Source organism: Pigmentiphaga sp. CHJ604 (assembly GCF_036972535.1).
GTDB classification, from domain to species: Bacteria; Pseudomonadota; Gammaproteobacteria; order Burkholderiales; family Burkholderiaceae_B; genus Pigmentiphaga; species Pigmentiphaga daeguensis.
In genome coordinates this window covers 869,463-893,152 of sequence record NZ_CP136998.1, presented here as the reverse complement: position 1 = coordinate 893,152, position 23,690 = coordinate 869,463, and the positions used below count along the sequence as shown (strand labels likewise).

The window sequence follows — 23,690 nt, the reverse complement described above, 5'->3', positions numbered from 1 at the left end:
CCCCGGATAATCCCTATAAGGATCATCCATGAATATCGGCCCGGCCTGTCTTGATTCCCTACATTTTCCGGTATTGATAAATCCATCCTTTGCTGCCAGCATGACAGCTGCGGTTTTGCTGCAAGGAGCGTGCTGTGAAGCAAGATCCTGCCTGGAACCCGACGGCCCGCGCGGACTCCACCGGAGCCGGCATGTCCCGCCGTGGCTTCCTGAAGGCCATCGCGGTGGGCGGCGTCACGGTGTGGATCGCCCCCCTGTACAGCGCCGCCTTCGGCGCCCTGTTCGAGGAACGCATCTTCCGCGGTCCCGAATGGAACCGGGCCAGCGGCCGCACCCGCTTCCGGGTCGACGGCCACGAGAAGGTGGTCGGCGGCAAGGTCTTCGCCCGCGACATCCGCGCCGCCGACATGCCGCACTGGCCCAAGCAGCAGTCCCACGCGCTGATCCTTCGCGCCACGCTGGCCGACCGGCTCTACGAGGGTTTCGACCTCGCGCCGCTGGGCGATGACCTCAAGCCCGACCGCGTCGTCACGGCCGAGGATCTGGCCCGCGACAAGCTCGCCTTCCCCAGCTTCTACGGCGACGACATGCTGCTGCCCGCCGGCAAGACGCCGGCCTACCTGGGACACGCGGTCGCCATCCTGATCTTCCACGACTTCGCGCGCTACCAGCTCGCCCGCGGCCGGCTGCGCGCCGCCCGCGACGTCATCCGCTACGGCGCGACCACGGGGCCGCTCGACCGCGAGCCCTGGGGCGTGTTCCGCTACGTGCGCGTGGGCGGCGCCTCGCCCGACGACGAAGATGCTTATTCCAGCCTGAAAGACAGCCCGCTCTTCCCCACGGAAAAGAAGACACTGATCTGGCCCTCCACCAAGGCCGAGGACAGCATCGACGCGCAGGGCATGCGCGCGGCCGAGCAGATCGGCGCGGAACTGGCCTCGCCGCCCGCCGACTGGCTGGTCATGAAACGACGCTACACCACGCAGTCCATCGACACCGCCGCGCTCGAGCCCGACAACGCGAACTGCTGGTATGACCCGGCCACCCGTTCCCTGCACATGGTGCTGGCCACGCAATCGCCGCAGGAAGTGGCCGAGGCCGCCGCCAAGATGGTGGCCGACAGCGGCTTCCCGCTGGAACACCTGTTCGTGCACCCCTGCTACACGGTCGGGTACGGCTCCAAGGACCATTGCAACGTGCCGTTCTACGGCCTGGTCGCCGCGCTGTACGGCGACGGCCATCCGGTGCGCTTCGCGGTCGACCGCTTCGAGCACTTCCAGACCTCGCTCAAGCGCCACGCCTTCGACATGCAGTACACCATGGCGGTAGACCGCAAGACCGGCAAGCTCCAGTCCTTCCAGGGCACGCTGACCGGCAACGGCGGCGGACGCGCGAACTTCTCGCCCTCGGTGGTCATGGTGGCGGCCACCGCCGCGCAGTCGGTGTACTACTTCCCCAAGAACGACCTGATCGCCGTGGCCGAGGCCACGCGGGCCATCGACGCGGGCTCGGCGCGTGGCTACGGCACGCTGCAAAGCATGGCCGCCACCGAGATGATGATCGACGAGATGGCGGCGGAACTGGGGCTCGATCCGATCGAGTTCCGTATCCGCAACGCACTGCTGTCGGGCATGAAGAACACCCAGGGCGCCATCGCCGGCGGCGCCCTGCGGGTGGACGAGGTGCTCGAGCGCGCGCGCCGCCATCCGCTGTGGGCCGAACGGGCGCAGCGCAAGCTCGACTACGAGGCCGCCCATCCGAACGAACGCTATGGCGTGGGCTTCGCCTGCGTGCAGAAGGACTTCGGCACCGGCGGCGAGGCCGCCTTCGTGCGCGTGGAGCTGACAAGCGAAGGCCGCATCGTGCTGCACCATACCGGCGTCGAGATCGGCACCGGCATGAGCACCTCGCAGGCCGTGATGTGCGCCGAATGGTTCGGCCGCCCCGCCGACGAAGTGCGCACCGCCGTTACCGACTGGTCCGACCTGCCCATGGTCGGCAACGTCGATACCTACACGGTCAAGCAGGAGGAACAGGACCGGCTGGCCGCCGATCCGATGTGGACGCCGGTCCACGCCTCGCCCTCCAGCGCCAGCAACTCCGTCTACTTCTTCGGGCACGCCACGAAGGAAACGGCCCGTGTCGTGTTCGAGCACGGACTGTGGCCGGCGGCGATGGCCATCTGGACCCGCGGCGCGGGTGGCGGCCAGGCCGCGCCCCTGGTCGTGCGGCGCGAGGACGCGCGCTGGACCGAACGCGGCCTGACCGCGAACGGCCTGGAACCGCTGCCGCTCGAGCGCCTGGTCAAGGCCGCCTACGAGGCCAACCTGGTGACCGCCGCCGTGGGCCATACCTTCAACCGCTGGCAATGGGCCGAGGCCGACTTCGACGTGGGCGGCACGACCGTCCGGCGCCCGCTCGACGGCCTGGCCGTGCGCTACGGCGACGGCGGCCGCTCGGCCAGGCCCTACGACGTCATCAGGCGGGCCAACGTCTTCTATCCGCCGGCCCAGCGCAACAACGCCGGCGTCACCTACTACAGCGCCAATGCCGCCCTGGCCGAGCTGGCCGTCAACCCGACCAGCGGCAAGGTGCGGCTGCTGTCGCACCACTCGGTGCTCGAATGCGGCAAGCCGGTGGTCGAGGAACTGGTGTCGGGGCAATTGCAGGGCGGCATCGCGATGGGCATCGGCCACGCGCTGCACGAGTACCTGCCGCTGTACGAGGACGGCCCCGGCAACGGCACCTGGAACTTCGACCGCTACCACCTGCCGCGCGCGCACGACGTGGCCGTCTGGAGCCAGACCGGCGACATCCTGCCGCCCATCTCCGACACCGATCCGCCCAAGGGCATCGCGGAAGTCGTCATGATCCCCATCGTCGCCGCCATCGTGAACGGCATCGCGCATGCCATCGGCCACCGCTTCACCGACCTGCCGGTCACGCCGGAGAAAATACGGGAGGTCCTGGAATCATGACGATCACGACCTCGCCCCTGACGCTGACCATCAACGGCAAGCAAGTCGGGCCCATGGACGTGCCCGACACCTTGATGATGGTCGACTTCCTGCACGAGTACCTGGGCCTGACCGGATCGCGCTTCGGCTGCGGCATCGGCGTCTGCCATGCCTGTACGGTGCTGCTGGACGGTCCGGACGGCACCGAGGAGATCCGTACCTGCATCACCGGTGCCCACTACTTCAACGGCAAGCGTATCCGGACCATAGAAGGCCTGGCCGAGCGCGACGATAAGCGGAAGATCATCGCCATCACCCCGATCCAGCAGGCCTACCTGGACCACTACAGCTTCCAGTGCGGCTACTGCACGCCCGGCTTCGTCATCGGCGCGACCGCGCTGATGGAACGACTCAAGGCCCACCCGGTGCGCGCCGACCAGCTGGAAGACACGATCACCGAGCACCTGGGCCGCCACATCTGCCGCTGCACCGGCTACGTACGCTACTTCGAGGCGGCCAAGGCGGTGATCCTCGCCACCCCCGGCCTCGTCCTCAAGGAGAACTGAGATGGCCCGCCCGTCCCCCCGGCGACGCGGTCCCATCGTCGCCCTCGTCATCCTGGTCCTGATCGTGGTCGCCGTCGCCGCGGCGATCCTGGGCAACCGCGACGATCCGCCCGACCGCCCGCCCCAGCAGGTCCAGGCCACGCCGGAACAATTACAGCTGGGCCGCTACCTGGCCCGCGCCGCCGACTGCGCGGCCTGCCACCAGACCGCCGACGGCGCCGCCTACGCCGGCGGCTTCCCGCTGCAGACTCCCTTCGGCACGCTGTACGGCACCAACATCACGCCCGACCCCGACCACGGCATCGGCCGCTGGACCGCCGACGAATTCCACCGCGCGCTGACCCGGGGCAAGGCCCCGCACGGCCGCAACCTCTACCCGGCCATGCCGTACACGGCCTACCACGACATCCCCCGCGCCGATTCCGACCTGATCTACGCCTACCTGATGAGCGTGCGCCCCAGCGCCCAGCCCAACAAGAAACCGGAGATCCCCTTCCCGCTCAACCTGCGCATCCTGATGACGGGCTGGAACCTGCTGTTCTTCGACCACGACCCGCTGCCCGCCGCCTCGCAGGGCGACTCCGCGCAATGGGTGCGCGGCCGCTACCTGACCAACGTCCTGGGGCACTGCGGCGAATGCCACACCCCGCGCGGCAAGCTGGGCCAGCTCCACCGCGACGACTGGCTGCAGGGCTACACCCTGAACCGCTTCGAGGCGCCGTCCCTGACCCCTCGGGCCCTGGCCGAACGCGGCTGGACGCCGGAAGACCTGCAACGCTTCCTGCGCACCGGACTCGCCCCCCAGGGCATCGCCGCCGACGAGATGTACCCCGTCATCCTGCACAGCACCCAATACCTGAGCGACGACGACCTGAAGGCCATGTCCGCCTTCCTGCTGGGCGACCAGCCCCCCAAGCCCGCCCCCGCCCCGCAAGCCAAGCCCGACAACGCCGCCCCCTCCCCCGGCCGCCGCGTCTACCTGAACACCTGCGCCGCCTGCCACGGCGTCGACGGCGAAGGCCACCCGCCCGGCATGCCTCCCCTGGCCAACAACAGCACCGTCCGCCTGGAAAACCCACGCAACCTGCTGCTCTCCATCCTGGACGGCCTGCCCGCCCAACGCCTGCCCGACGGCACCACCATCGGCGACATGCCCGGCTTCGCCCGCCGCCTGACCGACGACGAGATCGCCCAACTGACCAACTACCTGCGCACCACCTGGGGCGCCCGCGAAGGCCAGATCACCGCCGCCGACGTGACGAAACTGCGCGAGGGCAAATGAAGAGGGCAAGCCCCCTTCATTTGCCCACTGAATATTCCGTAGAATCCCCATAAGGGCCCCGGATACCCCCACCCCATCCTCCAGGACGCCAGCACCCTTGCACTGGCAGATGGCGCAGGCTGTGTCCGGGGCGGCCGCCGTGGGGCGCCCCGACACCGGGAAGTCCCGGCAAGGCCGGGACCGGCTCCTCTGCGCCCCACGGCGGCCGCCCCGGACACAGCCGTCTCAAGAACCAGAAACCCCCATGAACTTCCGCCAACTAGACCTGAACCTCCTACGCGTCCTGGTCTCCATCCACCAAACCCGCTCCGTCACCGCCGCCGGCAAACTCCTCTCCCTCTCCCAACCCGCCACCAGCAACGCCCTGGCCCGCCTGCGCTACTTCTTCGACGACGAGCTCTTCGTGCGCACCCCCCAGGGGCTGGTCCCCACCCGCATCTGCGAACAGGTCGCACCCACCGTCGCGGCGGAATTGCGCGCCCTGGAAACCGCGGTGACCGGACGCGAAGCCTTCGATCCCCAGCACAGCCACGTCGAGTGGCGAGTCTCCATGTCCGACCTGGGAGAAATGACCTTCCTGCCGACCCTGGCCGCGGCACTGCACACCGAGGCCCCCCACTCCCGGCTGACCAACATTTCCGTGCCCGCCAACGATGTCGCCGCCGCCCTGGAAGCGCGCGAGATCGACTTCTGCCTGGGCATCCTGCATCCCAAGCAGCGCGGCATCCAGGCCGACGTGCTGTTCCACGAGCCCTATGTGGCGATCACCTCGCCGGACTGGACGCCCACGCCCGGACACAAGGGCAAGACACTGAGTCCCGCCGAACTGGCCAGCGCATCGCTGCTGGTGGCCTCGCCCACGGCGACCTTCCACGACAGCGTCAGCGAAATGCTCACGCGCATGAAGCTCGACGACCGTATCGCCGTGCGGGCACGCCATTTCGGCGCGCTGCCCGAGATGGTCATGAATTCGCGCATGCTGGCGATCGTACCCACCACGTACGCGCGCAACGCGCAGCCGCGCTATGGATTCAAGGTATGGACCCTGCCCTATGCGCCCGCCTACGACGTGCGCCTGCTGTGGCACGCCAGCACGGCGCGCGATCCCTCGCTGCAATGGGTACGGGCGCTGGTGCACAGGCTGTTCCGGGTGCCCGCGGCGGGCGAGGATGGCGCCGCTCCGGCCAAACGCGCGCGGCGGCGGGCGGCGCCTCAGTGATAGTCGTCTTCGCGCTGGTGGCGCACGGCAAGGATGGTGACGGAATCAGGCCCATCGATCTCGAACAGGGCGACGTAACCCGTACGGCCGAAAGGAATCACCAGTTCGCGCAGGTAGGGCGAATGCGGCGTCGCTTTTCTGCAGGTATAGGGCGAACACTCGAGAATCTTGACGCCACCCTGGATTGCGACCAGGGCCTGGGCGGCCAGGCCCGGATCATCGGGATCCCTCTCCAGGACAAAATCATAGAGCCGCAGAAGGTCCTGCTCGGCTTCCCGCGTGAAACGAACGCGGTACATCAAGACCGCTTGCGCCGGTCGACCTTCGCTGCCTCCAGGCGCTGCTGCAACTTGTCCAATACGGCTTGCGACGATGCGTAGTCCCCCGACTCCCGCGCCTGATCACGCGAGGCCAAGGCCCGGGCCAGGAAAGCAGCCTGCGCCTCGCGGCGCGATACAGCCGAACGAACAGCCTGCTCGACAAAGCTGGACAAACTCTCCCCGGCTTCGAGGACTCTTTCAGCAGCCTCGCGCAGTTCCGGCTCTACCCGCAGGGGAGGAAGCGTGGCGGTTTTCATGGCAACTCCCAAATGCATCGCATTTGCAATACATTAACGCAACGCTGGGCCATCGGCAAGCCAGGGGACGTATTCAATCCGCCTGGCGCACCTCGGCCCGTATGGCTTCCCGCACCCGCGCCGCCATCGCATGGCGATGGTCCTCGTCGCCGTTCTCGGCCGTGGCGGGCGGCAGGTAGACGACCTGCACCGCCACGCCGGTCGAGCCCAGCACCCGCCAGGCATTGCCCATCAGCGTTTCTTCGCCCACGTACGAAGGCAAGGTGCTGCGCGCGCCATGATGGAGATAGCGCAGCGCCACCGGCAGCACCGGCACGCCGGCGCGGCGAGCGGGCTCGAACAGGCCGGCGTGGAAGGGCAGCACGTCCAGGCCGTCTGAGGTCGTGCCTTCGGGAAAGAGTCCGATCAACTGGCCGCGCGCGAAGCGCTCGCCCATGGCCTGGGCCACGTGGTGCAGGGCGCGCCGGTTGCCCCGTTCGATGAACACCGTGCCCACGCCCGCGATCAGCCAGCCCAGTACCGGCCAGTCACGCAGCTCGCGCTTGCCGACGAAGATGGTGCAGCGCACGCTGCTGAGCGCGTAGATGTCCAGCCACGACACGTGGTTGGCGATCAGCAGGGCCGCGCCCTCGACCGGCGGATGGCCGCTGACGTAGACGCGGACGCCGCACCAGCGCAGCAGCCAGCGGGACCACCAGCAGTTGATCCGGTCGCGCCGCGCCACGTCGAACCGCCGGAACACGGTGGCCAGCACGATCAGCCCGAATATCACCCACAGGGTGACAAGCAGGAACCGCAGCGAGAACCGCAGCAGGTGCGCGGCCAGGCGAAACCAGGCGCGCACGATCAGGCAGCCGCCTCATACGCGACGTGGCCCGCGACGATGGTCATGCGGACTTTGCCCGGCAGTTCCATGCCCAGGAACGGCGTGTGCTTGCCCTGGCTTTGCAGGCTGTCCTCGCTGACCAGCCAGTGCGCGTCCAGGTCGACCAGGCAGAGGTCGGCCAGCGCCCCGGCGCCCAGTTGACCGCACGAGGCCAGCACCTTGGTGCCCAGGACCCGGGCGGGTTCGCTGGTGACGCGCGCCACCGCGCGCGAAAGCGGCAGATCGGCGTCGCGGGCCCATTTCAGCGCCAGCGACAGCAGCAGTTCCAGGCCCGTCGCGCCGGGCTCGGCCTCGCCGAAGGGCAGCAGCTTGTAGTCTTCGTCCACCGGCGTGTGGTCCGAGCAGATCGCGTCGATCGTCCCGTCCGCCAGCGCGGCCCGGATGGCATCGCGGTCGCGCTGGCCGCGCAGCGGCGGGGTCAGCCGGCAATGCGCGTCGAAGTAGCCGATGTCCACGTCGGTCAGGTGCACGTGGTGGGCGCTGACGTCGCAGGTCACGGGCAGGCCCTCGGCGCGGGCGCGGCGCACCAGTTCGATCCCGGCGGCACTGGAAATGCGGCACAGGTGCAGGCGCGCGCGCGTGGCCCGCTGCAGTTCGAACAGCGTGTGCAGGGCGATGGTCTCGGCCTGCTCGGGGATGCCCGCCAGGCCCAGGCGCGAGGCCATGGCGCCGCTGGCGGCCACGCCCTCGCGGGCCAGCCAGGGATCCTCCGGGCGCAGCCACAGCGCATAGTCGAAGGTGCGGGCGTACTGCATGGCCCGCAGCAGCACGTTGGTGTCGGTGACGTGCGCGTCGGCCTGCGAGAACGCCACGCAGCCGGCCTCGGTCAGCTCGGCCATCTCGGTGATGATCTCGCCCTTCAGGCCGACCGTCATCGCGCCCAGCGGATAGACGTGCGACTGGTTGAGCTGGCGGGCGCGATGCTTGAGCATCTCGACCAGGCCTGGCTCGTCCAGCACCGGATCGGTGTCGGGCGGCAGCACCAGGCTGGTCACGCCGCCCGCCAGCGCCGCCTGCAGTTCGGACTCCAGCGTGGCGCGGTGCTCGAAGCCGGGCTCGCGCAGCCGGGCGGACAGGTCCACGAGGCCCGGCAGCACCGCCAGGCCGCGCGCGTCGATCAGGCGGTTGGGCACGAAACCGGCCGGCGCGTGGCCGATGCCGACCACGCGTCCGGCGGCGATGTAGATGTCGTTGACGGCGTCCACGCCGTTGGCCGGGTCGATCAGGCGGCCGCCCTGGATATGGATTTTCATGGGTCAGGCTCCTGCGACGATGCTCATGACGGCCATGCGGACCGCGATGCCGAACGTGACCTGGTTCAGGATAACGGCCTGCTTGCCGTCGGCCACCGGGGAATCGATCTCCACGCCGCGGTTCATCGGTCCGGGGTGCATGACGATCGCATCGGGCCTGGCCAGCGCGAGCTTCTCCTGCGTCAGGCCGTAGTGCTTGAAGTACTCCTGCGCGGAAGGCAGCAGGGCGCCGCGCATGCGCTCGTTCTGCAGGCGCAGCATGATGATGACGTCCACGCCCTTGAGGCCTTCGGCCATGTCGGTGAACACGCGCACGCCCATCTGCTCGAGGCCGGAAGGCAGCAGCGTCAGCGGACCGATGGCCCGCACCTCGGGCACGCCCAGCGTGGTCAGCGCATGGATGTCGGAACGGGCCACGCGCGAATGCAGGATGTCGCCGACGATCGCCACCGTGAGCTTGGTGAAGTCCTTCTTGTAGTGACGGATGGTGTACATGTCCAGCAGCCCCTGCGTCGGGTGCGCGTGGCGGCCGTCGCCGGCGTTGATCACGTGCACGTGGGGCGCCACGTGCTGGGCGATCAGGTGCGGCGCGCCGCTGGAGGCGTGCCGCACCACGAACAGGTCGGCCTGCATGGCCGACAGGTTGTTGATGGTGTCCAGCAGCGACTCGCCCTTGCTGGCCGACGAGGCGTTGATGTTCAGGTTGTAGACGTCGGCCGACAGGCGCTTGGCCGCGATCTCGAACGTCGTGCGCGTGCGCGTGGAGTTCTCGAAGAACAGGTTGAACACGCTCTTGCCGCGCAGCAGCGGCACTTTCTTGATCTCGCGGTCGGCCAGGGGCACGAAGGATTCCGCGGTATCGAGGATCTGGTTCAGGATCGCGCGCGGCAATCCCTCCACGGTCAACAGGTGGGTGAGTTCGCCGTTGCTGTTGAGCTGCGGGTTACGCATGGTGCGGCTCCTGGGGCGGCAGGGTTTCGAAATCGATCTTGAAGGCATCCCCGGCGCGCGACAGCACGAGGCTCTGTCCCGGCGCCAGATCGACGGTGGCCGCGGCGAAGTCGGCGGCCACGGGCAGCTCGCGCCCGCCCCGGTCCACCAGCACGGCCAGCCGGATGGAGGCCGGGCGCCCGTAGTCGAACAGTTCGTTCATGGCGGCGCGTATGGTGCGGCCGGTGTAGAGCACGTCGTCCACCAGGACCAGGTGCTTGTCGTCCACGTCGAAGGCGATGTCGGAGGGCTTGACCTGGGGATGCAGGCCGATGCGCGCGAAGTCGTCGCGATAGAAGCTGATGTCCAGCTTGCCGGGCGCCTCGGGCAGGCCCAGGTCGCGGTGCAGCCGCTCGGCTATCCACGATCCCCCGGAATGGATGCCGACCAGGTGGGTGCGGTCGGCCGGCAGCGTGTCCAGCAGCTTGCGCACGGCATCGCGCAGCCGCGCATACAGCGCCTCGGCGTCGAGGTTGGGAGGAGTTGGGTTCATGGCAGTCTCGGATCAGGGAGAACGGGGCGTGTCGAAGTAGCTCTGCAGGATGATGGCGGCGGCCACCGCGTCCACCCGCAGCCCGCGGCCGGCCGCCCCCATCTCGGACTGGGCGGCCAGGCTGGTGCCGCGCTCGTCCACCAGTTCCACGGGCAGGCCGTAGCGGCCGTTCAACTGGTTGGCGAAACGCCGGCACAGGGCCGTCATGGGCTGCTCGCCGCCGTCGGCATCCAGCGCCAGGCCCACCACCAGGCGGGACGGCTGCCATTCGCCCAGCAACTGCTCGATGCGGCCGAAGCGTGCCTCGCGCGTGGTGTTGGCGATGACTTCCAGCGGACGCGCGTGGCCGGTCAGCGTATTGCCGACGGCAACGCCGATGAATTGGGTTCCGTAGTCGAAGGCGAGCAGCGTTTCGTCAGGCATGGCCGGCTTCGCCCGCCAGCATGATCGGGGCGATGCCCAGCAGCGCCAGCGCGGCGTCGAAACGCTCGGACGGCGGAACGTTGAAGATGATGTCGGACGATGCCGACACGCTGAGCCAGGCGTTCTCGGAGATTTCGTCCTCGAGCTGGCCCGCGCCCCACCCCGCGTAGCCCAGGGTGACCAGCAGCTTGCCGGGCCCCTGGCCGTCGGCAACCGCCTGCAGCACGTCGCGCGAGGTGGTCAGGGCGAGGTCGCCAACCTTGATGGAGGAGTTGTAGTCGCCCACCGGGGCATGCAGCACGAAGCCGCGGTCGGTCTGGACCGGCCCGCCGAAGAACACCGGGGACGCCGCCTGGGGGGAATCGTCCAGCGACAGCTCGATCCGCTCGAACAGGCCCGCCAGGGTCAGGTCGGTGGGCCGGTTGATGACCAGGCCCAGCGCGCCCTTGGGGGTGTGTTCGCATACATAGATGACCGCGCCGGCAAAGTTCGGATCGGCCATGGCCGGCATGGCGATCAGGAACTGGTTCGTGAGATCGATATTGGCGCGTTCGCTCATACCTGAATTGTAAACGCCCGCGGCGGGTCAGATCTCGACCATCTCAAAATCTTCCTTGCGGGCGCCGCATTCGGGGCAAACCCAATTGGGCGGCACGTCTTCCCACTTCGTTCCAGGAGGGATACCCTCTTCCGGCAGGCCGGCCGCCTCGTCGTAGATCCAGCCGCAAATCAGACACATCCAGGTACGCATCGTCGCTCAATCTTACCAAGCCCTGTCCCCGCGGACCGGGAACCATCGGGCATCCATTAGAATCTCGCATCTTACCGAAACACCGTGGGCCCCGCCCGGATCCCGCCGGACGGCCCCGCCTTTCGAGACTTTTCGTTGCCAGCCGCCCCCACGCCTCCCCTCGTTCTGACCTTCGCCCCCTCCGACCCCAGCGCCGGCGGGGGTATCCAGGCCGACCTGCTGACCTGTGCCAGCATGGGATGCCATGCGCTGACCGTGCTGACCGGCTATACCGTGCAGGACTCGGCCGGGCTGGAAGACGGCGAAGCCGTCGCGCCCGAATGGATAGACGACCAGGCCCGCAGCCTGCTGGAGGACATGCCGGTGCGGGCCTTCAAGATCGGCGGGCTGTTCTCGGCCGAGGCGGTGGCGGCCGTGGCCGAGATCCTGGCCGACTACTCGGCCGTCCCGGTGGTGCTGCACCTGGGGGCGGATCCCCCGGACGCGGACGACGCGGAAACCGAGGACTCGGCCGAGGAAATCATGGCCGCCACCATCGAACTGCTGGTGCCCCAGTCGACCCTGGTCGTGGCCGACAGCCTGCGGCTGGAGCAACTGGTGGCGGACGGCCTGCTGGACCTGGACTCGGCCGACGAGACCGCGGCCCAGGCGCTGCTGCGCCGGGGGGCGGCCTGGGTGCTGGCCACCGGCCTGCACCAGCCCGGCGACATCGTGGTCAACACGCTGCGCGGCGGCGGCGACACGGCCGCCGAACCGGCGGGCGAATACCGCTGGCCACGGCTGCCCGGCAACTTCCGGGGCGCCGGCCCGACCCTGTCGGCGGCCCTGGCCGCCCTGCTGGCCAGCGGCATGGACGTGCGCGACGCCACGGCGGAGGCCCAGGAATACACCTGGCAGGCGCTGGCCTCGGGCTTCCAGCCCGGCATGGGCCGGCTGCTGCCCGACCGTTTCTTCTGGGCCAAGCAGGGCGAGCAGGCGGCGGCCGGCGACGAGGCAGCGCCCGATTCCACGGAGTCCGCGCCATGAGCACCGATCCCGCCCTGAACCACCCGCTGCGCGGCCTGTACGGCATCACGCCCGAATGGGACGACACCGCCCGGCTGGTGGCCGCGGTGGAAGCGGCCGCCCGCGGCGGCCTGCGCGCCGTGCAACTGCGCCGCAAGCTGGCCGAGCCGGCCAAGCGGCTGGAACAGGCACGGGCCTTGCGAACCGCCTGCGACCGCCTGGGCGTGCTCCTGGTCATCAACGACGACTGGCGGCTGGCCATCGAGGCCGGCGCCGACGGCGTCCACCTGGGGCGCGAGGACGGCGACATCGCCCAGGCCCGCCAGGCCGGCGGACCGGCGCTGCTGGTGGGCGCCTCCTGCTACGACGAGATCGGGCGCGCCCGTGCCGCGCTGGCCGCGGGCGCCGACCACGTGGCCTTCGGCGCGGTGTTCGACTCCCCCACCAAGCCCGCGGCCGTGCACGCCCCGCTGTCCTGCCTGACCGAGGCACGCGGGCTGCGGCGCCCCGGCGCCGGCCGGCCGGCCATCGTCGCCATCGGCGGCATCACGCCGGCCAACGCGCGGCTGGCCGTGGCGGCGGGCGCCGACGCGCTGGCCGTCATCACCGCGCTGTTCGGCGCCGACGACATCGAAGCCGCCGCGCGGGACTTCGCCCAGGCCTGGGCCGAGGACCCCGCCGGCAACCCCAACAAGGCATGACCATGATCCGCAACGCAGAACTCTTCGAACGCGCCTGCCGCACCATTCCCGGCGGCGTCAATTCGCCGGTGCGCGCCTTCCGCTCGGTGGGCGGCACCCCTCCCTTCATCGAACGCGCCGCCGGTCCCTACACCTGGGATGCCGACAAGAAGCAGTACATCGACTACGTGGGCTCGTGGGGCCCGGCCATCCTGGGCCACGCCCATCCGGAAGTGATCCGGGCCGTGCAGGAGGCCGCCGTCAACGGCCTGTCGTTCGGCGCCCCCACCGAGGCCGAGGTCGAGCTGGCCGAGATGCTCGTGCACCGCCTGCCCTCGATCGAGCAGGTGCGCCTGGTCAGCTCGGGCACCGAGGCGACCATGAGCGCGATCCGGCTGGCCCGCGGCTACACCGGCCGGGCCAAGATCATCAAGTTCGAGGGCTGCTACCACGGCCATGCCGACAGCCTGCTGGTGAAGGCCGGCTCGGGCCTGCTGACCTTCGGCAACCCGACCTCGGCCGGCGTGCCGCCCGAGTTCACCTCGCACACCCTGGTACTGGACTACAACGACATCGCCGGCGTGGAAGCCGCGTTCAGGCAGTACGGCGACGAAATCGCCTGCGTGATCGTGGAGCCCGTGGCGGGCAACATGAACCTGGTCCAGCCCGTGCCCGGCTTCCTGCAGGCGCTGCGCGACCAGTGCACCCGCTACGGCGCGGTGCTGATCTTCGACGAGGTCATGACCGGCTTTCGCGTCGGCCCCCAGGGCGTGCAGGGCCGCACCGGCATCGTGCCCGACCTGACCACCCTGGCCAAGGTCATCGGCGGCGGCATGCCCATCGGCGCCTTCGGCGGCCGGCGCGACATCATGGCCCACATCGCCCCGCTGGGCGGCGTCTACCAGGCCGGCACGCTGTCGGGCAACCCGGTGGCGGTGGCCGCGGGCCTGACCACCCTGCGGCTGCTGGCCGAACCGGGCTTCTACGAGAAGCTGGAAGCCCAGACCGGCAAGCTGGTGCAAGGCCTGCGCGCGGCCGCCGCCAGCGCGGGCGTGCCCTTCAGCGCCGACCACGTGGGCGGCATGTTCGGGCTGTATTTCCGTGACACGGTGCCGACCTCGCTGGCCGAGGTCTCGGCCTCGGACACCGCCGCGTTCAACAAATTCTTCCACGCCGCGCTGGTGCGCGGCGTAAGCTTCGCGCCGTCTGCGTTCGAGGCCGGTTTCGTCTCGATCGCCCACGACGACGACGTCATCGCCCGGACCGTCGCCATCGCCGGCGAGGCCTTTGCCGAACTCAATCCCTGATCCGGCGGGGCGCAGGCCGCGCCCCGCCCCTTCCGCTCCGCGAGGACAGCCATGGCCGTCAATCTGCACATTCCCGCTCCCGAACTCGTCTTTCCGGTGGACGGCGTCGAAATCGGCGTCACCGAAGCCGGCATCCGCAAGGCCGGCCGCCGCGACCTGACCGTGTTCAGGCTGGCCGAAGGCACCAGCGTGGCCGGCGTATTCACGCGCAACCGCTTCCGCGCCGCCCCGGTCCAGGTGTGCGAGGAACACCTGGCGCAGTCGCTGCCCATCCGGGCCATGGTCATCAACACCGGCAACGCCAACGCGGGCACGGGCGAGCCCGGCCTGGCCGCCGCCCGCGCCACCTGCGACGCGCTGGCGAAGCTGCTGGGCCTGGACCCGCGCCAGGTCCTGCCGTTCTCGACCGGCGTGATCCTGGAGCCGCTGCCGGTGGATCGCATCGAGGCCGGCCTGCCGGCCGCCGTCAAGGCGCTGGCGCCGGGCAACTGGACCGAGGCCGCGCACGGCATCATGACCACCGACACGCTGCCCAAGATCGTGTCCAGCAAGGCCAACATCGGCGGCCACCAGATCACCCTGACCGGCATCAGCAAGGGCGCCGGCATGATCCGGCCCAACATGGCGACCATGCTGGGTTTCCTGGCCACCGACGCCGCCATCGCCCCCGCCCTGCTCAAACGCATGGCGGGCCAGGTCGCCGACGTCTCGTTCAACCGCATCACGGTGGACGGCGACACCTCGACCAACGATTCCTTCATCATCGCCGCGACCGGCCGCGCGGGCCTGCGCATCGAGTCCGAGTCGGATCCGCTCTACCCCGAGCTGCTGGCCACGCTGAAGGCCGCGGCAACCGAGCTGGCCCAACTGATCGTGCGCGACGCCGAAGGCGCGACCAAGTTCATGACCATCCGGGTCGAGGACGCCGGCAGCCAGGAAGAGGCGCTCAAGGTCGCGTATTCGGTGGCGCATTCGCCGCTGGTCAAGACCGCCTTCTACGCCTCGGACCCCAACCTGGGACGCATCCTGGCGGCCATCGGCTACGCCGGCATCGACGACCTGGACGTGGGCCGGGTCAACCTGTGGCTGGACGACGTGTGGGTAGCGAAGAATGGAGGACGCAATCCCGACTACCGGGAAGAAGACGGCCAGCGCGTGATGAAACAGGCCGAGATCGCCGTGCGTATTTCGCTGGGCCGAGGGAAAGTGACCGAGACGGTGTACACCTGCGATTTCTCGCACGAGTACGTGAGCATCAACGCCGACTACAGGTCGTAGAGGTCCCCCTACGCCCTTCGGGCGCCCCCTCAAGGGGGCGATGCGGGTGGACCGGCGGAGCCGGATCCACCGCATCCTGGCCTTATAAGACCGTCACATCAGTCCTTAAGGCTAAAAACAGATCACTCCATTGCGCCAGGGGCTGAAACTGCGCTCACCCTGATCGCCCTGCACGCGCCCAGGCTCCCCAACGCGAAGTGAGATCTTCTCATACGCGCTGACGCCCCCCGCCGCGTTGCCGTTTTTTATTGACTCCAATATTCTGTTTGATAGAATTTCATTCTATTTTTATGGACCCATGACCATGGCTAGCGGCGCGCACCTACGCGTGAACGGCATCCGGCAGCATTATCTGCACTTCCCGGGCAGCGGTCCCTGCGTCCTGATAATTCCGGGCATCGTGAGCCCGGCCATGCTGTGGTGCCATGTAGGCGCCTGGCTGGCGGAAAGCCGCGAGTGCTTCATCCTGGACGTGCGGGGCCGGGGGTTGTCCGAGTCGGGTCCCCACCTGGACTACGGCTTCGACGCCTGCGCCGCCGACGTCGTCGCCTTCGCCCAGGCCATGGCGCGGGAAGCCGCGACCGTGGTGGGCCACTCCATGGGCGCCCGCATCGCGTTGCGGGCGGCGGCGTCCTCGCCGGGACTGTTCGGCGAGCTCATACTGGTGGATCCGCCTACCAGCGGCCCCGGCCGTCGGCCGTACCCGGTTCCGAAGGCGCGCACGCTGGCCATGCTGCGCGCGGCCCGGCGGGGCGAGGCGCTGCAGGCGGGCGCCAACCCATGGCCCGCCGACCTGCAGCAACTTCGCGCGCAATGGCTACCCACCTGTGACGAACGCGCGGTTCATGCCGCCTACGATGATTTTCACGGCCAGGACATGTTCGCCGACATGGAGCGCGTGGCCGAACCGCTATCGCTGATCTGCGCGGGAGACGGCGGCGTGGTCGACGACACCGACCTGGCGGAGATGCACCGGCGGCGCGCGGACCTGCGTTCCGTTCGGCTGCCCGGCGTCGGCCATCAGATGCAAGCGGAGAACTTCGCCGCGTTCCGCCAGGCACTGGACGGCATGCTGGATCGCCATCGCCACACCATCGAAGGGAGCCTCGATTGAAACTGGATGCGGAAGTACTGGAAGTCTTCACGAACGAACTGAAGCTGTGCGGCGTCAAGCCCGGCGAAAACCTCGTCGTCCTGACGGCGGACGATGAATGGCAGGAGAACGCCCATGCCTTCATGGCCGCTGCCGGGCGGCTGGGCGCCACCACGTTCAACCTGAACGTGCGCCGCGGCGAGCGCAATGCCGTGGGCGTGCAGGGACGCCATCCGCTGGTGGGCAACGAACTGGCCATGCGGACGCTGAAATCCGCGGACATGGTCATCGACATGGTGGGCCTGCTGTTCTCGCGCGAGCAGGCCGAGATCCAGGCAGCCGGCGTGCGCATCCTCCGGGTCATGGAGCCCTTCCACGTCCTGAAGCAGATGTTCCCCACCGAAGACCTGCGACGCCGCGTCGAACACGCCAAGGGCATGCTGGAGCGGGCGCGCGAGCTGCGCTTCGCCTCGGCCGCGGGAACGGACGTCACCTACCGCCTGGGGCAGTACCCGGTAATCTCGGAATACGGGTATACGTTCGAGCCCGGCCGCTGGGACCACTTCCCGTCCGGCTTCTCGTTCACGCAAGGCGACGACGGCGGGGTCGACGGTACCGTGGTGCTGCAGCCGGGCGACATCCTGTGCGCATTCAAGAAATACGTCGAGTCGGCCGTCACGCTGCGGATCGAGAAGGGCTACGTGGTCGACATCTCTGGCACCGGCATGGACGCGCAACTCATCAAGAGCTACATCGACAGCTTCGGCGATCCACGCGCCTACGCAGTCTCGCACATCGGCTGGGGCCTGAACGAAAAGGCCCGCTGGTACCAGTTCTCGGTCACGCGCAACCTGCCCGGCGAACACGTGATGAACGCGCTTTCGTTCTACGGCAACGTACTGTTCTCGCTGGGGCCCAACCTGGAAGTGGGTGGGACCAACGATACCGCCTGCCACCTGGACCTGCCGATGCGGCGGTGCAGCCTGTGGCTGGACGGCGAGCGGATCCTGGAGGACGGCGACATCGTCCACCCGGCCATGCGCGTGGTGACCGCGGCTTGACCGCTAGCGCGGCGTCGCGCCTCCTTCCCTTTCCCAGCGCTCGAAAGGCGTGGCGTCGCCTCCCAGCCGACGGGTGAGGTCGCTTGCCGCCTTCAGCAGCGCGTTCGTCATGGCCGGAAGCAGCTCCGGCGCGAAACGGACCGACGGCCCCGAGATGGCCAGGGCACCCCTCAGGCTGCGCTGCGGTCCGAACACCGGCGCCGCGATCGCGGCGATGTCCGGCTCGCGCTCGCCCACGGTAAAGATGTAGGGCTGGCGCGGAAACTCGTCGGGCGGAACCAGCATGCGGTCGAAGGCCTGCAGCACGCGTCCCGCCGCGCCGCGGTCCAGCGGCAACAGGTCGCCGGTCCGGATGTGGTCGCGCACGGACCGGGGCGAATCGACCCGGAACAGGCACACGCGCAGATTGCCTTCGCGCGTGAAGAACGAAGCGCCCTCTTCGGTCTCCTGCACCAGCCGCCTGAGCATGGGCGGCACATGGTCATCCAGGCGCAGCGCGGCCTGGTAGAGCCCGCCCCAGTGCAGCAGCATCGATCCCAACTGATACGAACCGTCGTCCAGGCGCACGATGCAGTGCTCGTGCACCAGGCTGGCGATCAGCCGCAGGATGGTGCTCTTGTACATGCCCGTCCGCAGGGCGATTTCATTGAGCGTGAGCGAGGTATCCGTGGCACGGAAGGCGTTGAGGATGGCGAACGCCCGCTCCACGGCGGCGACGCCTCCGGACTTCTGGTCATTGTCCATGTCGGACGGCATGGGTCCCACCTGTCATAAATTTCTTGACATTGTATCGTACCGTACTACAGAATTGAATTCCATTAGACAGAATTTTTGCGGTCACCCCACTCACCCCTTTCACGCGGAGCCGAACCCATGTCTAACTGCAACTGGAAGAACATCGCGATGGCCGCAGTCTGTGGCCTCGGCATTGCCGCGGCCGCGGGCCCGGCCCTGGCCCAGACCTATCCCAGCAAGCCCATCACGATCGTGGCGCCCTATCCGCCGGGCGGCGCCACCGATCTGTACGCGCGGTCCATCGCGAATGGCCTGTCAGAGCTCGGCCAACCCGCGGTGGTCGAGAACCGCGCGGGCGCCTCGGGCATCATCGGCGCCGACTATGCCTCGCGCCAGTCGGCCGATGGCTACACCTTCGTCATCGGCGCCTCGTCCATGTTTTCCATCCTGCCCCTGCTCAGCAAGCGGATGGAAAACGTCTACCAGCACATCGAGCCGGTCTCCATCCTCGGTTTCAACCCTTCGTACGTGGTCGTTCCCGCCTCGCTGCCGGTCAACACCATCCAGGAACTGGTCGCGCACCTGAAAGCCAACCCCGGCAAGCTCCCGTACGGCTCGGCCGGCATCGGCACGTCGCAGCACGTGTTCATGGAGCTGTTCAAGCAGCGGGCCGGCGTCGACGTGTTTCCGGTGCAATACAAGGGCAGCGGCCCCATGGTGGTCGACCTGCTGGCCGGCCGCGTGACCATGGCGATCGAGCAAGGCCCTGCCGTGCTCAGCCATATCAAGGCCGGCAAGCTCCGCGCCCTGGCCGTGACGACGCCGCAGCGCTCGCTCGCGCTGCCCGACGTACCCACGCTGGCCGAAACGGTACTGCCCGGGTTCGATGCGGTCACCTGGTTCGCGCTGTATGCGCCGAAGGGCGTGCCCAAGAACGTTCTCGCGCAGGTCGTGCCGCAGATCGCCAAGACCATGCAATCGGCCGAGGTCAAGGAACGACTGGGCGCCGTGGGCGTGGAGGCAGCCTCCAGCAGGCCCGAGGACGTCGTCAAGCGCCAGGCGGCCGAGACCGCCATGTGGAAGGAAGTGATCTCGCGCGCGAAGATCTCGCTCGAAGAATAGGCCGGGCATCCTCTCATGCATGCGAAAACGCCGCTTCCTCTCGGCCAGGAACCTCGTGCCGACTACCTCGAGAAGGTGACGGGCACCGCCATCTACGCCAGCGACGTGCACGTTCCGGGCATGCTGCACGGCAAGATCCTGCGCAGCACCGTGCCCCACGCCCGCATCGCCGGCATCGACGTCCGCGCGGCCCTGGCGATACCGGGCGTCGTCGCCGTGCTGACCGGAGACGATCTCCATCGCCTTCCCGGCAGCGCGATACGCTGGGGACTTTCCCTGCGGGATCGCCCGGTGATCGCGCTCGACAAGGTGCGCTACGTGGGCGACCCGGTGGCGGCCGTGGCCGCCGTGGATGAAGCCACGGCCGAGGACGCGCTCGAAGCCATCGTCGTCCGCTACGACCCCCTGCCTCATGCCACCACCGCGCGAGAGGCGCTGGCCGCTGGCGCGCCGCTGGTGCACGAGAACATGGAGCCGCTCAAGGACTATTACTTCCGTGGCGAATGCACGCCGCTGCCCGGCACCAACCAGTTCCAGAACTGGACCTATGAAAGCGGCGACGTCGATGCGGCCTTCAAGAGCGACGTACGCGTGTTCGAGGACAGTTTCTCGTTCCCCATGGTGTTCCATTACGCGATGGAACCGCATGTCTGCGTCGCGCATTGGCAGCCGGGTTCGCTGGAACTCTGGAGCGGCGGCCAGACTCCCACCGCCGTCCAGCGCGTCTGTTCGGAAATCCTGGGCGTGCCGCTGTCGCGCGTGCGCGTGCACTCGCCCTACGTGGGGGGTGGCTTCGGCGGCAAGGCCTCGGTCAAGGTAGACCCGCTCGCGGCGGCGCTGTCCTGGAAGGCGCGCGCGCCCGTACGCCTGTGCCTGTCGATCGCCGAGTCCATGCTGACCTGCCGCCGGCTCGATGCGGAGATCACGCTCAAGACAGCGGTCGATGGCAGCGGACGCATCGTCGCCAAGTCCGTGCGTGCGCTGCTCAATGGCGGCGCGTATGCGGACACCGGGCCGGCCATCGCCGTCAAGGCCGCGATCCGCGCCATCGGGCCGTACCACATCCCCAATCTGCGGCTCGAGGCCGTGGGCGTCTACACCAACACCGTGCCGGGCGCCGCGTTCCGCTCGATAGGCGGACCACAGGCCGTCTGGGCAACCGAATCCCAGATGGACATCATCGCGGCGGCGCTGGGCCGCGATCCCGTGGAGTTCCGGCTGTTCAACATGGCGGACAAGGGCCAGACGCTGAAGCCGGACCTGCGGCCGCTGGACGTCGACATGCGCCGTTCACTGCACGCGGCGCTGCAATCGCTGCAGGATCTGCCGGATACCGGACACCCGGGCCGGCGCGGGCTGGGTGTCGCCGTCGGGGCGACCGACCCCGGCATCGTGCCGCTGGGCGGCGCCATCGTACGGCTACGCGCCGACGGCTCGGTCAACGTCTCGGCCAACACGGTCGAGATCGGCCAGGGCAATCGCGGCGTGCTGCGGATCGTGGCCGCCCGCGCGCTGGACCAGCCGCTACGCGCGATCAGCGTCGCCGAACCCGACACCATGCAGGCCCCCTACGACTGGGGCACAGGCGCCAGCCGCTCGACCGTGATCATCGGCCTGGCCGTGCAACGCGCTTGTGAAGACATCGTGCGCCAGGTCCAGGCCATGGCCGCGCAGGTACTGGGCGGCGCGCCGGAAGCCTATCGCATCGAGGCCGGCGGCGTGGCGGGCCCGGACGGTTCGCTGCCCTTTCTCGAACTGCTGCGTCGCTTCAACGGCATGGCCGCCGGCGAATTCCTGGGTGTGGGACGCATCGACTCCGGCACCAACGACGGAGACTTCCGGCGCGCGCCGCTGTTCTGGGAAACCGGCGCCGGCGCCTTCGAGATCACGCTGGACGAGGAAACCGGCGCGATCCGCGTCCTGCGCGCCGGCGGCGCCGCGGACCTGGGCCGCGTGCTCAACCGCAAGGCGGCCGAGGGACAGGACGAAGGGGCCATGATCATGGCGCTGGGCCACACGCTGTCCGAGGAATACGTCTACGCCGACGGCCAGGTCATCAACGGCACGCTGTTCGACTACAAGGTGCCGTCGATGGAGGACCTGCCGTTGCAGGTCGGTACCACCCTGCTCGAAAGCGGCGATGGCCCCGGGCCGTTCGGCTCGCGCGGCGGCGGCGAGGGCGGCATCCTGCCCGTGGCACCCGCCGTGGCCAACGCGCTGTTCCAGGGATGGGGCGTGCGCGTGAAGGAACTGCCGCTCACGCCCGAACGCGTCTGGCGCGCCCTGCGGGAAAAAGACGCAGCCCCACCCGACAACCATTGATACGCATGCCATGGACTTCAGAATAGACGCCGTACTGCCCGCCACCGCCGCCAGGCTCTGGACCATCTTTTTCGACGTCAAGCGTGTCGCCGGCCTGATCCCGGGATGCGAGCAGGTCGTCGAGGAGGAACCCTTCAAGGCGTTCTCCGCCGTGATGATGCAGAAGATCGGCCCCTTCAGGCTGGAGGTGCCGACCCGCATCGTGATCGAATCGCACGAGCCCGAGCGCCAGGTCGTGCTGCACGCCAGCGGCACCGACCGGCGCACCGGCACGACGATCGACGTACGCATGCACGTCGTCCTAGAAGAAAGCGGCGAGGCCGGCCAGGCCGAGTGCCGGCTGGGAGTGGACGCCAGCATGCAGGTCGCGGGACGGCTGGCATCGCTGGGCTATCCCATCGTCAAGAAGCGTTCCGAGGAGCTCTTCGCAGAGTTCGAACGGCGCCTGCGCGCGGAGTTGTCAGGCCTGGACGCGGGCATCGCCGCTGCGGCCATGCCCGACGCCGCAGCGGCAGTTCCCCTGCCGGCCGCGCCGGCCCAGGCCGCGACGTCTCTTTCCGCAGCCGGCAACGGCCGGAGCTCGCGCGCATCCACTCATCAACCGGCGCCCGTGGCCGGCCTCAGCGCGCCGCCTCGCCGCACCGAACTCGTCTTCCAGTGGCCGCGCCTGGGCATCAATGTCGCCGTCGCGGTGGCTGTCGCCCACGGCGCCGTGGCCTTCGGCCAGTCTCCCTGGTGGTGGCTGGCAGCTCCACTGCTGGGTGCGGCCGCCAGCTTGGGCAAGCGAGGCGACTGATGCGCGCCCACCGATTCACCCTGCATCGGCCGGCCACCCTGGACGAGGCGATCGCGCTGAAAGCCGCATTCGGCGATGCCGCCGCCTTTCATGCCGGTGGAACGGAATTGCTGGTCGCGCTCAAGGCCCGCGTGCTGCGCTACGAGCACGTGATCGACCTCAAGCAGATTCCCGGCCTGAAAGGCATCCGGGTCCGCAGCGACGGCACGCTGTCGATAGGCGCGCTGACCAGCCACGACACGATCGCCAACGACCCGCTGGTGCGCGAGCTGCTGCCAGGCTACGCGGAACTGAGCGAACAGGTCGCGAACATCCGTGTGCGCATCGCCGGCACGCTGGGCGGCGTCCTCTGTTTCGCCGAGCCGCACGCCGATGCGCCCACCCTACTGTGCGCGCTCGATGCCTGGGTCGTGCTGGCCGGGCCGGATGGCGAACGCGAGATCCCCTCGCGCGATTTCCACCTCGGGGAATTCACCACCGCCCGCGCCGACGACGAAATCCTGGCCTCGATCGAGATCGCGCCGCAGTCCACGGGGACGCGCTCGGCCTATCGATCCTTCGGCCATACCGAGCGGCCCGCCGTGGGTGTGGCTGCCGTCTGGTCCACCGACAACCCGCAACGGCTCAGCCTGTGGGCCGGCGCCCTGTCGGCCAGGCCGGTATGCCTGGAACGCGCCCAGGAGGCCGCCGCCGGACTCGCGCCCGACCTGCCCGCCGCCTCCGTCTGGGAGGGTCTGCGCGCCGCCGTCGCGGCCGATGCCGCGGATATCGATACCCACGACGACCTGCATGGCGGCGCCGACTACAAACGCCATCTCGTGTCCGTCCTCGCCCAGCGCGCCCTTTCCGCATGCCTGCCCCAGCCATGAGCCCTGATGAACAAGAATTTCCGCT

General features: G+C 68.9%; 24 protein-coding genes. 14 read left to right on the top strand and 10 right to left on the bottom strand.

The window, feature by feature from the left end; translation table 11 throughout:
• Window positions 1-191 precede the first annotated feature (191 nt).
• From R4823_RS04440 to R4823_RS04425, 4 genes are all read left to right on the top strand, one after another.
• A complete protein-coding gene (locus R4823_RS04440; protein WP_087837677.1) occupies window positions 192-2,978 on the top strand; it encodes a molybdopterin cofactor-binding domain-containing protein in 2,787 nt (928 codons plus the stop codon).
• Entirely contained in the window at window positions 2,975-3,523 is a 549-nt protein-coding gene (locus R4823_RS04435) for a (2Fe-2S)-binding protein (protein WP_087837635.1), read from the top strand. The genes R4823_RS04440 and R4823_RS04435 overlap by 4 nt, the downstream gene beginning before the upstream one ends.
• Before the next feature lies 1 nt (window position 3,524).
• Window positions 3,525-4,805 (top strand): cytochrome c, encoded by a 1,281-nt coding sequence (locus tag R4823_RS04430; protein WP_087837634.1) that lies wholly within the window; start codon window positions 3,525-3,527, stop codon window positions 4,803-4,805.
• A 244-nt stretch (window positions 4,806-5,049) separates the two neighbouring features.
• A complete protein-coding gene (locus R4823_RS04425; RefSeq protein ID WP_087837633.1) occupies window positions 5,050-6,024 on the top strand; it encodes a LysR family transcriptional regulator in 975 nt (324 codons plus the stop codon).
• Here R4823_RS04425 and R4823_RS04420 read toward each other — a convergent pair.
• The 9 genes from R4823_RS04420 to R4823_RS04380 all read right to left on the bottom strand — a co-directional run bounded on the left by R4823_RS04420 (window position 6,018) and on the right by R4823_RS04380 (window position 11,397).
• Complete coding sequence (locus R4823_RS04420; protein ID WP_338617624.1) at window positions 6,018-6,326, bottom strand: type II toxin-antitoxin system RelE/ParE family toxin; 309 nt, start codon at window positions 6,324-6,326, stop codon at window positions 6,018-6,020. The genes R4823_RS04425 and R4823_RS04420 overlap by 7 nt on opposite strands.
• On the bottom strand, window positions 6,323-6,601 hold the full coding sequence (locus R4823_RS04415) for a YlcI/YnfO family protein (protein WP_087837676.1): 279 nt from the start codon (window positions 6,599-6,601) through the stop codon (window positions 6,323-6,325). The genes R4823_RS04420 and R4823_RS04415 overlap by 4 nt, the downstream gene beginning before the upstream one ends.
• 73 nt (window positions 6,602-6,674) lie before the next feature.
• Complete coding sequence (locus tag R4823_RS04410) at window positions 6,675-7,445, bottom strand: lysophospholipid acyltransferase family protein (RefSeq protein ID WP_254914558.1); 771 nt, start codon at window positions 7,443-7,445, stop codon at window positions 6,675-6,677.
• 2 nt (window positions 7,446-7,447) lie between these two features.
• Window positions 7,448-8,740 (bottom strand): dihydroorotase, encoded by a 1,293-nt coding sequence (locus tag R4823_RS04405; protein ID WP_279818080.1) that lies wholly within the window; start codon window positions 8,738-8,740, stop codon window positions 7,448-7,450.
• Window positions 8,741-8,743: 3 nt separating this feature from the next.
• Complete coding sequence (locus tag R4823_RS04400) at window positions 8,744-9,739, bottom strand: aspartate carbamoyltransferase catalytic subunit (protein WP_087837630.1); 996 nt, start codon at window positions 9,737-9,739, stop codon at window positions 8,744-8,746.
• The gene (gene pyrR, locus R4823_RS04395) at window positions 9,684-10,223 is read right to left on the bottom strand and encodes a bifunctional pyr operon transcriptional regulator/uracil phosphoribosyltransferase PyrR (protein WP_087837629.1); all 540 of its coding nucleotides are present in this window, start codon (window positions 10,221-10,223) and stop codon (window positions 9,684-9,686) included. Before pyrR ends, R4823_RS04400 begins: the two co-directional genes overlap by 56 nt.
• A 12-nt stretch (window positions 10,224-10,235) precedes the next feature.
• A complete protein-coding gene (gene ruvX, locus R4823_RS04390; protein WP_087837628.1) occupies window positions 10,236-10,646 on the bottom strand; it encodes a Holliday junction resolvase RuvX in 411 nt (136 codons plus the stop codon).
• Entirely contained in the window at window positions 10,639-11,205 is a 567-nt protein-coding gene (locus R4823_RS04385) for a YqgE/AlgH family protein (RefSeq protein ID WP_087837627.1), read from the bottom strand. Before R4823_RS04385 ends, ruvX begins: the two co-directional genes overlap by 8 nt.
• Before the next feature lie 27 nt (window positions 11,206-11,232).
• Entirely contained in the window at window positions 11,233-11,397 is a 165-nt protein-coding gene (locus R4823_RS04380; protein WP_087780643.1) for a rubredoxin, read from the bottom strand.
• A 135-nt stretch (window positions 11,398-11,532) separates the two neighbouring features.
• On the opposite strand from R4823_RS04380, the gene R4823_RS04375 reads away from it, so the two are divergent.
• From R4823_RS04375 to R4823_RS04350, 6 genes are all read left to right on the top strand, one after another.
• Window positions 11,533-12,423 (top strand): hydroxymethylpyrimidine/phosphomethylpyrimidine kinase, encoded by an 891-nt coding sequence (locus R4823_RS04375; RefSeq protein WP_132979030.1) that lies wholly within the window; start codon window positions 11,533-11,535, stop codon window positions 12,421-12,423.
• Window positions 12,420-13,103 (top strand): thiamine phosphate synthase, encoded by a 684-nt coding sequence (gene thiE, locus R4823_RS04370; protein WP_132979031.1) that lies wholly within the window; start codon window positions 12,420-12,422, stop codon window positions 13,101-13,103. Before R4823_RS04375 ends, thiE begins: the two co-directional genes overlap by 4 nt.
• Before the next feature lie 2 nt (window positions 13,104-13,105).
• Complete coding sequence (hemL, locus tag R4823_RS04365) at window positions 13,106-14,389, top strand: glutamate-1-semialdehyde 2,1-aminomutase (protein WP_087837624.1); 1,284 nt, start codon at window positions 13,106-13,108, stop codon at window positions 14,387-14,389.
• A gap of 51 nt (window positions 14,390-14,440) precedes the next feature.
• Window positions 14,441-15,667: a bifunctional glutamate N-acetyltransferase/amino-acid acetyltransferase ArgJ gene (gene argJ, locus R4823_RS04360; RefSeq protein ID WP_338617623.1), complete on the top strand. Its 1,227-nt coding sequence runs from the start codon at window positions 14,441-14,443 to the stop codon at window positions 15,665-15,667.
• 298 nt (window positions 15,668-15,965) lie between these two features.
• A complete protein-coding gene (locus R4823_RS04355) occupies window positions 15,966-16,781 on the top strand; it encodes an alpha/beta hydrolase (RefSeq protein ID WP_338617620.1) in 816 nt (271 codons plus the stop codon).
• Window positions 16,778-17,821 (top strand): 2,5-dihydroxypyridine 5,6-dioxygenase, encoded by a 1,044-nt coding sequence (locus R4823_RS04350; RefSeq protein WP_338617617.1) that lies wholly within the window; start codon window positions 16,778-16,780, stop codon window positions 17,819-17,821. Before R4823_RS04355 ends, R4823_RS04350 begins: the two co-directional genes overlap by 4 nt.
• A gap of 3 nt (window positions 17,822-17,824) precedes the next feature.
• Here R4823_RS04350 and R4823_RS04345 read toward each other — a convergent pair whose 3' ends face one another.
• A complete protein-coding gene (locus R4823_RS04345; protein WP_338617615.1) occupies window positions 17,825-18,577 on the bottom strand; it encodes an IclR family transcriptional regulator in 753 nt (250 codons plus the stop codon).
• Between the two features lie 117 nt (window positions 18,578-18,694).
• On the opposite strand from R4823_RS04345, the gene R4823_RS04340 reads away from it, so the two are divergent.
• The 4 genes from R4823_RS04340 to R4823_RS04325 are packed head-to-tail and all read left to right on the top strand — an operon-like array spanning window position 18,695 to window position 23,665.
• Window positions 18,695-19,678: a tripartite tricarboxylate transporter substrate binding protein gene (locus R4823_RS04340; protein WP_338617614.1), complete on the top strand. Its 984-nt coding sequence runs from the start codon at window positions 18,695-18,697 to the stop codon at window positions 19,676-19,678.
• 15 nt (window positions 19,679-19,693) lie between these two features.
• The gene (locus R4823_RS04335) at window positions 19,694-22,000 is read left to right on the top strand and encodes a xanthine dehydrogenase family protein molybdopterin-binding subunit (protein WP_338617612.1); all 2,307 of its coding nucleotides are present in this window, start codon (window positions 19,694-19,696) and stop codon (window positions 21,998-22,000) included.
• Window positions 22,001-22,010: 10 nt separating this feature from the next.
• Window positions 22,011-22,796, top strand: a complete 786-nt coding sequence (locus tag R4823_RS04330; RefSeq protein ID WP_338617611.1) for an SRPBCC domain-containing protein — start codon at window positions 22,011-22,013, stop codon at window positions 22,794-22,796.
• Window positions 22,796-23,665 (top strand): FAD binding domain-containing protein, encoded by an 870-nt coding sequence (locus tag R4823_RS04325; RefSeq protein ID WP_338617609.1) that lies wholly within the window; start codon window positions 22,796-22,798, stop codon window positions 23,663-23,665. The genes R4823_RS04330 and R4823_RS04325 overlap by 1 nt, the downstream gene beginning before the upstream one ends.
• The last annotated feature ends 25 nt before the right edge of the window (window positions 23,666-23,690 follow it).

Bases quoted from the DNA above. Each gene is read 5' to 3' on its own strand.
- R4823_RS04335 (WP_338617612.1), top strand. From the start codon at position 19,694: ATGCATGCGAAAACGCCGCTTCCTCTCGGCCAGGAACCTCGTGCCGAC.
- R4823_RS04435 (WP_087837635.1), top strand. From the start codon at position 2,975: ATGACGATCACGACCTCGCCCCTGACGCTGACCATCAACGGCAAGCAA.
- R4823_RS04400 (WP_087837630.1), bottom strand. From the start codon at position 9,739: ATGCCTTCAAGATCGATTTCGAAACCCTGCCGCCCCAGGAGCCGCACC.
- R4823_RS04380 (WP_087780643.1), bottom strand. From the start codon at position 11,397: ATGCGTACCTGGATGTGTCTGATTTGCGGCTGGATCTACGACGAGGCG.
- R4823_RS04415 (WP_087837676.1), bottom strand. From the start codon at position 6,601: ATGAAAACCGCCACGCTTCCTCCCCTGCGGGTAGAGCCGGAACTGCGC.
- R4823_RS04345 (WP_338617615.1), bottom strand. From the start codon at position 18,577: ATGCCGTCCGACATGGACAATGACCAGAAGTCCGGAGGCGTCGCCGCC.
- pyrR (WP_087837629.1), bottom strand. From the start codon at position 10,223: ATGAACCCAACTCCTCCCAACCTCGACGCCGAGGCGCTGTATGCGCGG.
- R4823_RS04330 (WP_338617611.1), top strand. From the start codon at position 22,011: ATGGACTTCAGAATAGACGCCGTACTGCCCGCCACCGCCGCCAGGCTC.
- R4823_RS04440 (WP_087837677.1), top strand. From the start codon at position 192: ATGTCCCGCCGTGGCTTCCTGAAGGCCATCGCGGTGGGCGGCGTCACG.
- R4823_RS04430 (WP_087837634.1), top strand. From the start codon at position 3,525: ATGGCCCGCCCGTCCCCCCGGCGACGCGGTCCCATCGTCGCCCTCGTC.
- argJ (WP_338617623.1), top strand. From the start codon at position 14,441: ATGGCCGTCAATCTGCACATTCCCGCTCCCGAACTCGTCTTTCCGGTG.
- R4823_RS04355 (WP_338617620.1), top strand. From the start codon at position 15,966: ATGACCATGGCTAGCGGCGCGCACCTACGCGTGAACGGCATCCGGCAG.
- R4823_RS04340 (WP_338617614.1), top strand. From the start codon at position 18,695: ATGTCTAACTGCAACTGGAAGAACATCGCGATGGCCGCAGTCTGTGGC.
- R4823_RS04385 (WP_087837627.1), bottom strand. From the start codon at position 11,205: ATGAGCGAACGCGCCAATATCGATCTCACGAACCAGTTCCTGATCGCC.
- R4823_RS04405 (WP_279818080.1), bottom strand. From the start codon at position 8,740: ATGAAAATCCATATCCAGGGCGGCCGCCTGATCGACCCGGCCAACGGC.
- ruvX (WP_087837628.1), bottom strand. From the start codon at position 10,646: ATGCCTGACGAAACGCTGCTCGCCTTCGACTACGGAACCCAATTCATC.
- hemL (WP_087837624.1), top strand. From the start codon at position 13,106: ATGATCCGCAACGCAGAACTCTTCGAACGCGCCTGCCGCACCATTCCC.
- thiE (WP_132979031.1), top strand. From the start codon at position 12,420: ATGAGCACCGATCCCGCCCTGAACCACCCGCTGCGCGGCCTGTACGGC.
- R4823_RS04425 (WP_087837633.1), top strand. From the start codon at position 5,050: ATGAACTTCCGCCAACTAGACCTGAACCTCCTACGCGTCCTGGTCTCC.
- R4823_RS04325 (WP_338617609.1), top strand. From the start codon at position 22,796: ATGCGCGCCCACCGATTCACCCTGCATCGGCCGGCCACCCTGGACGAG.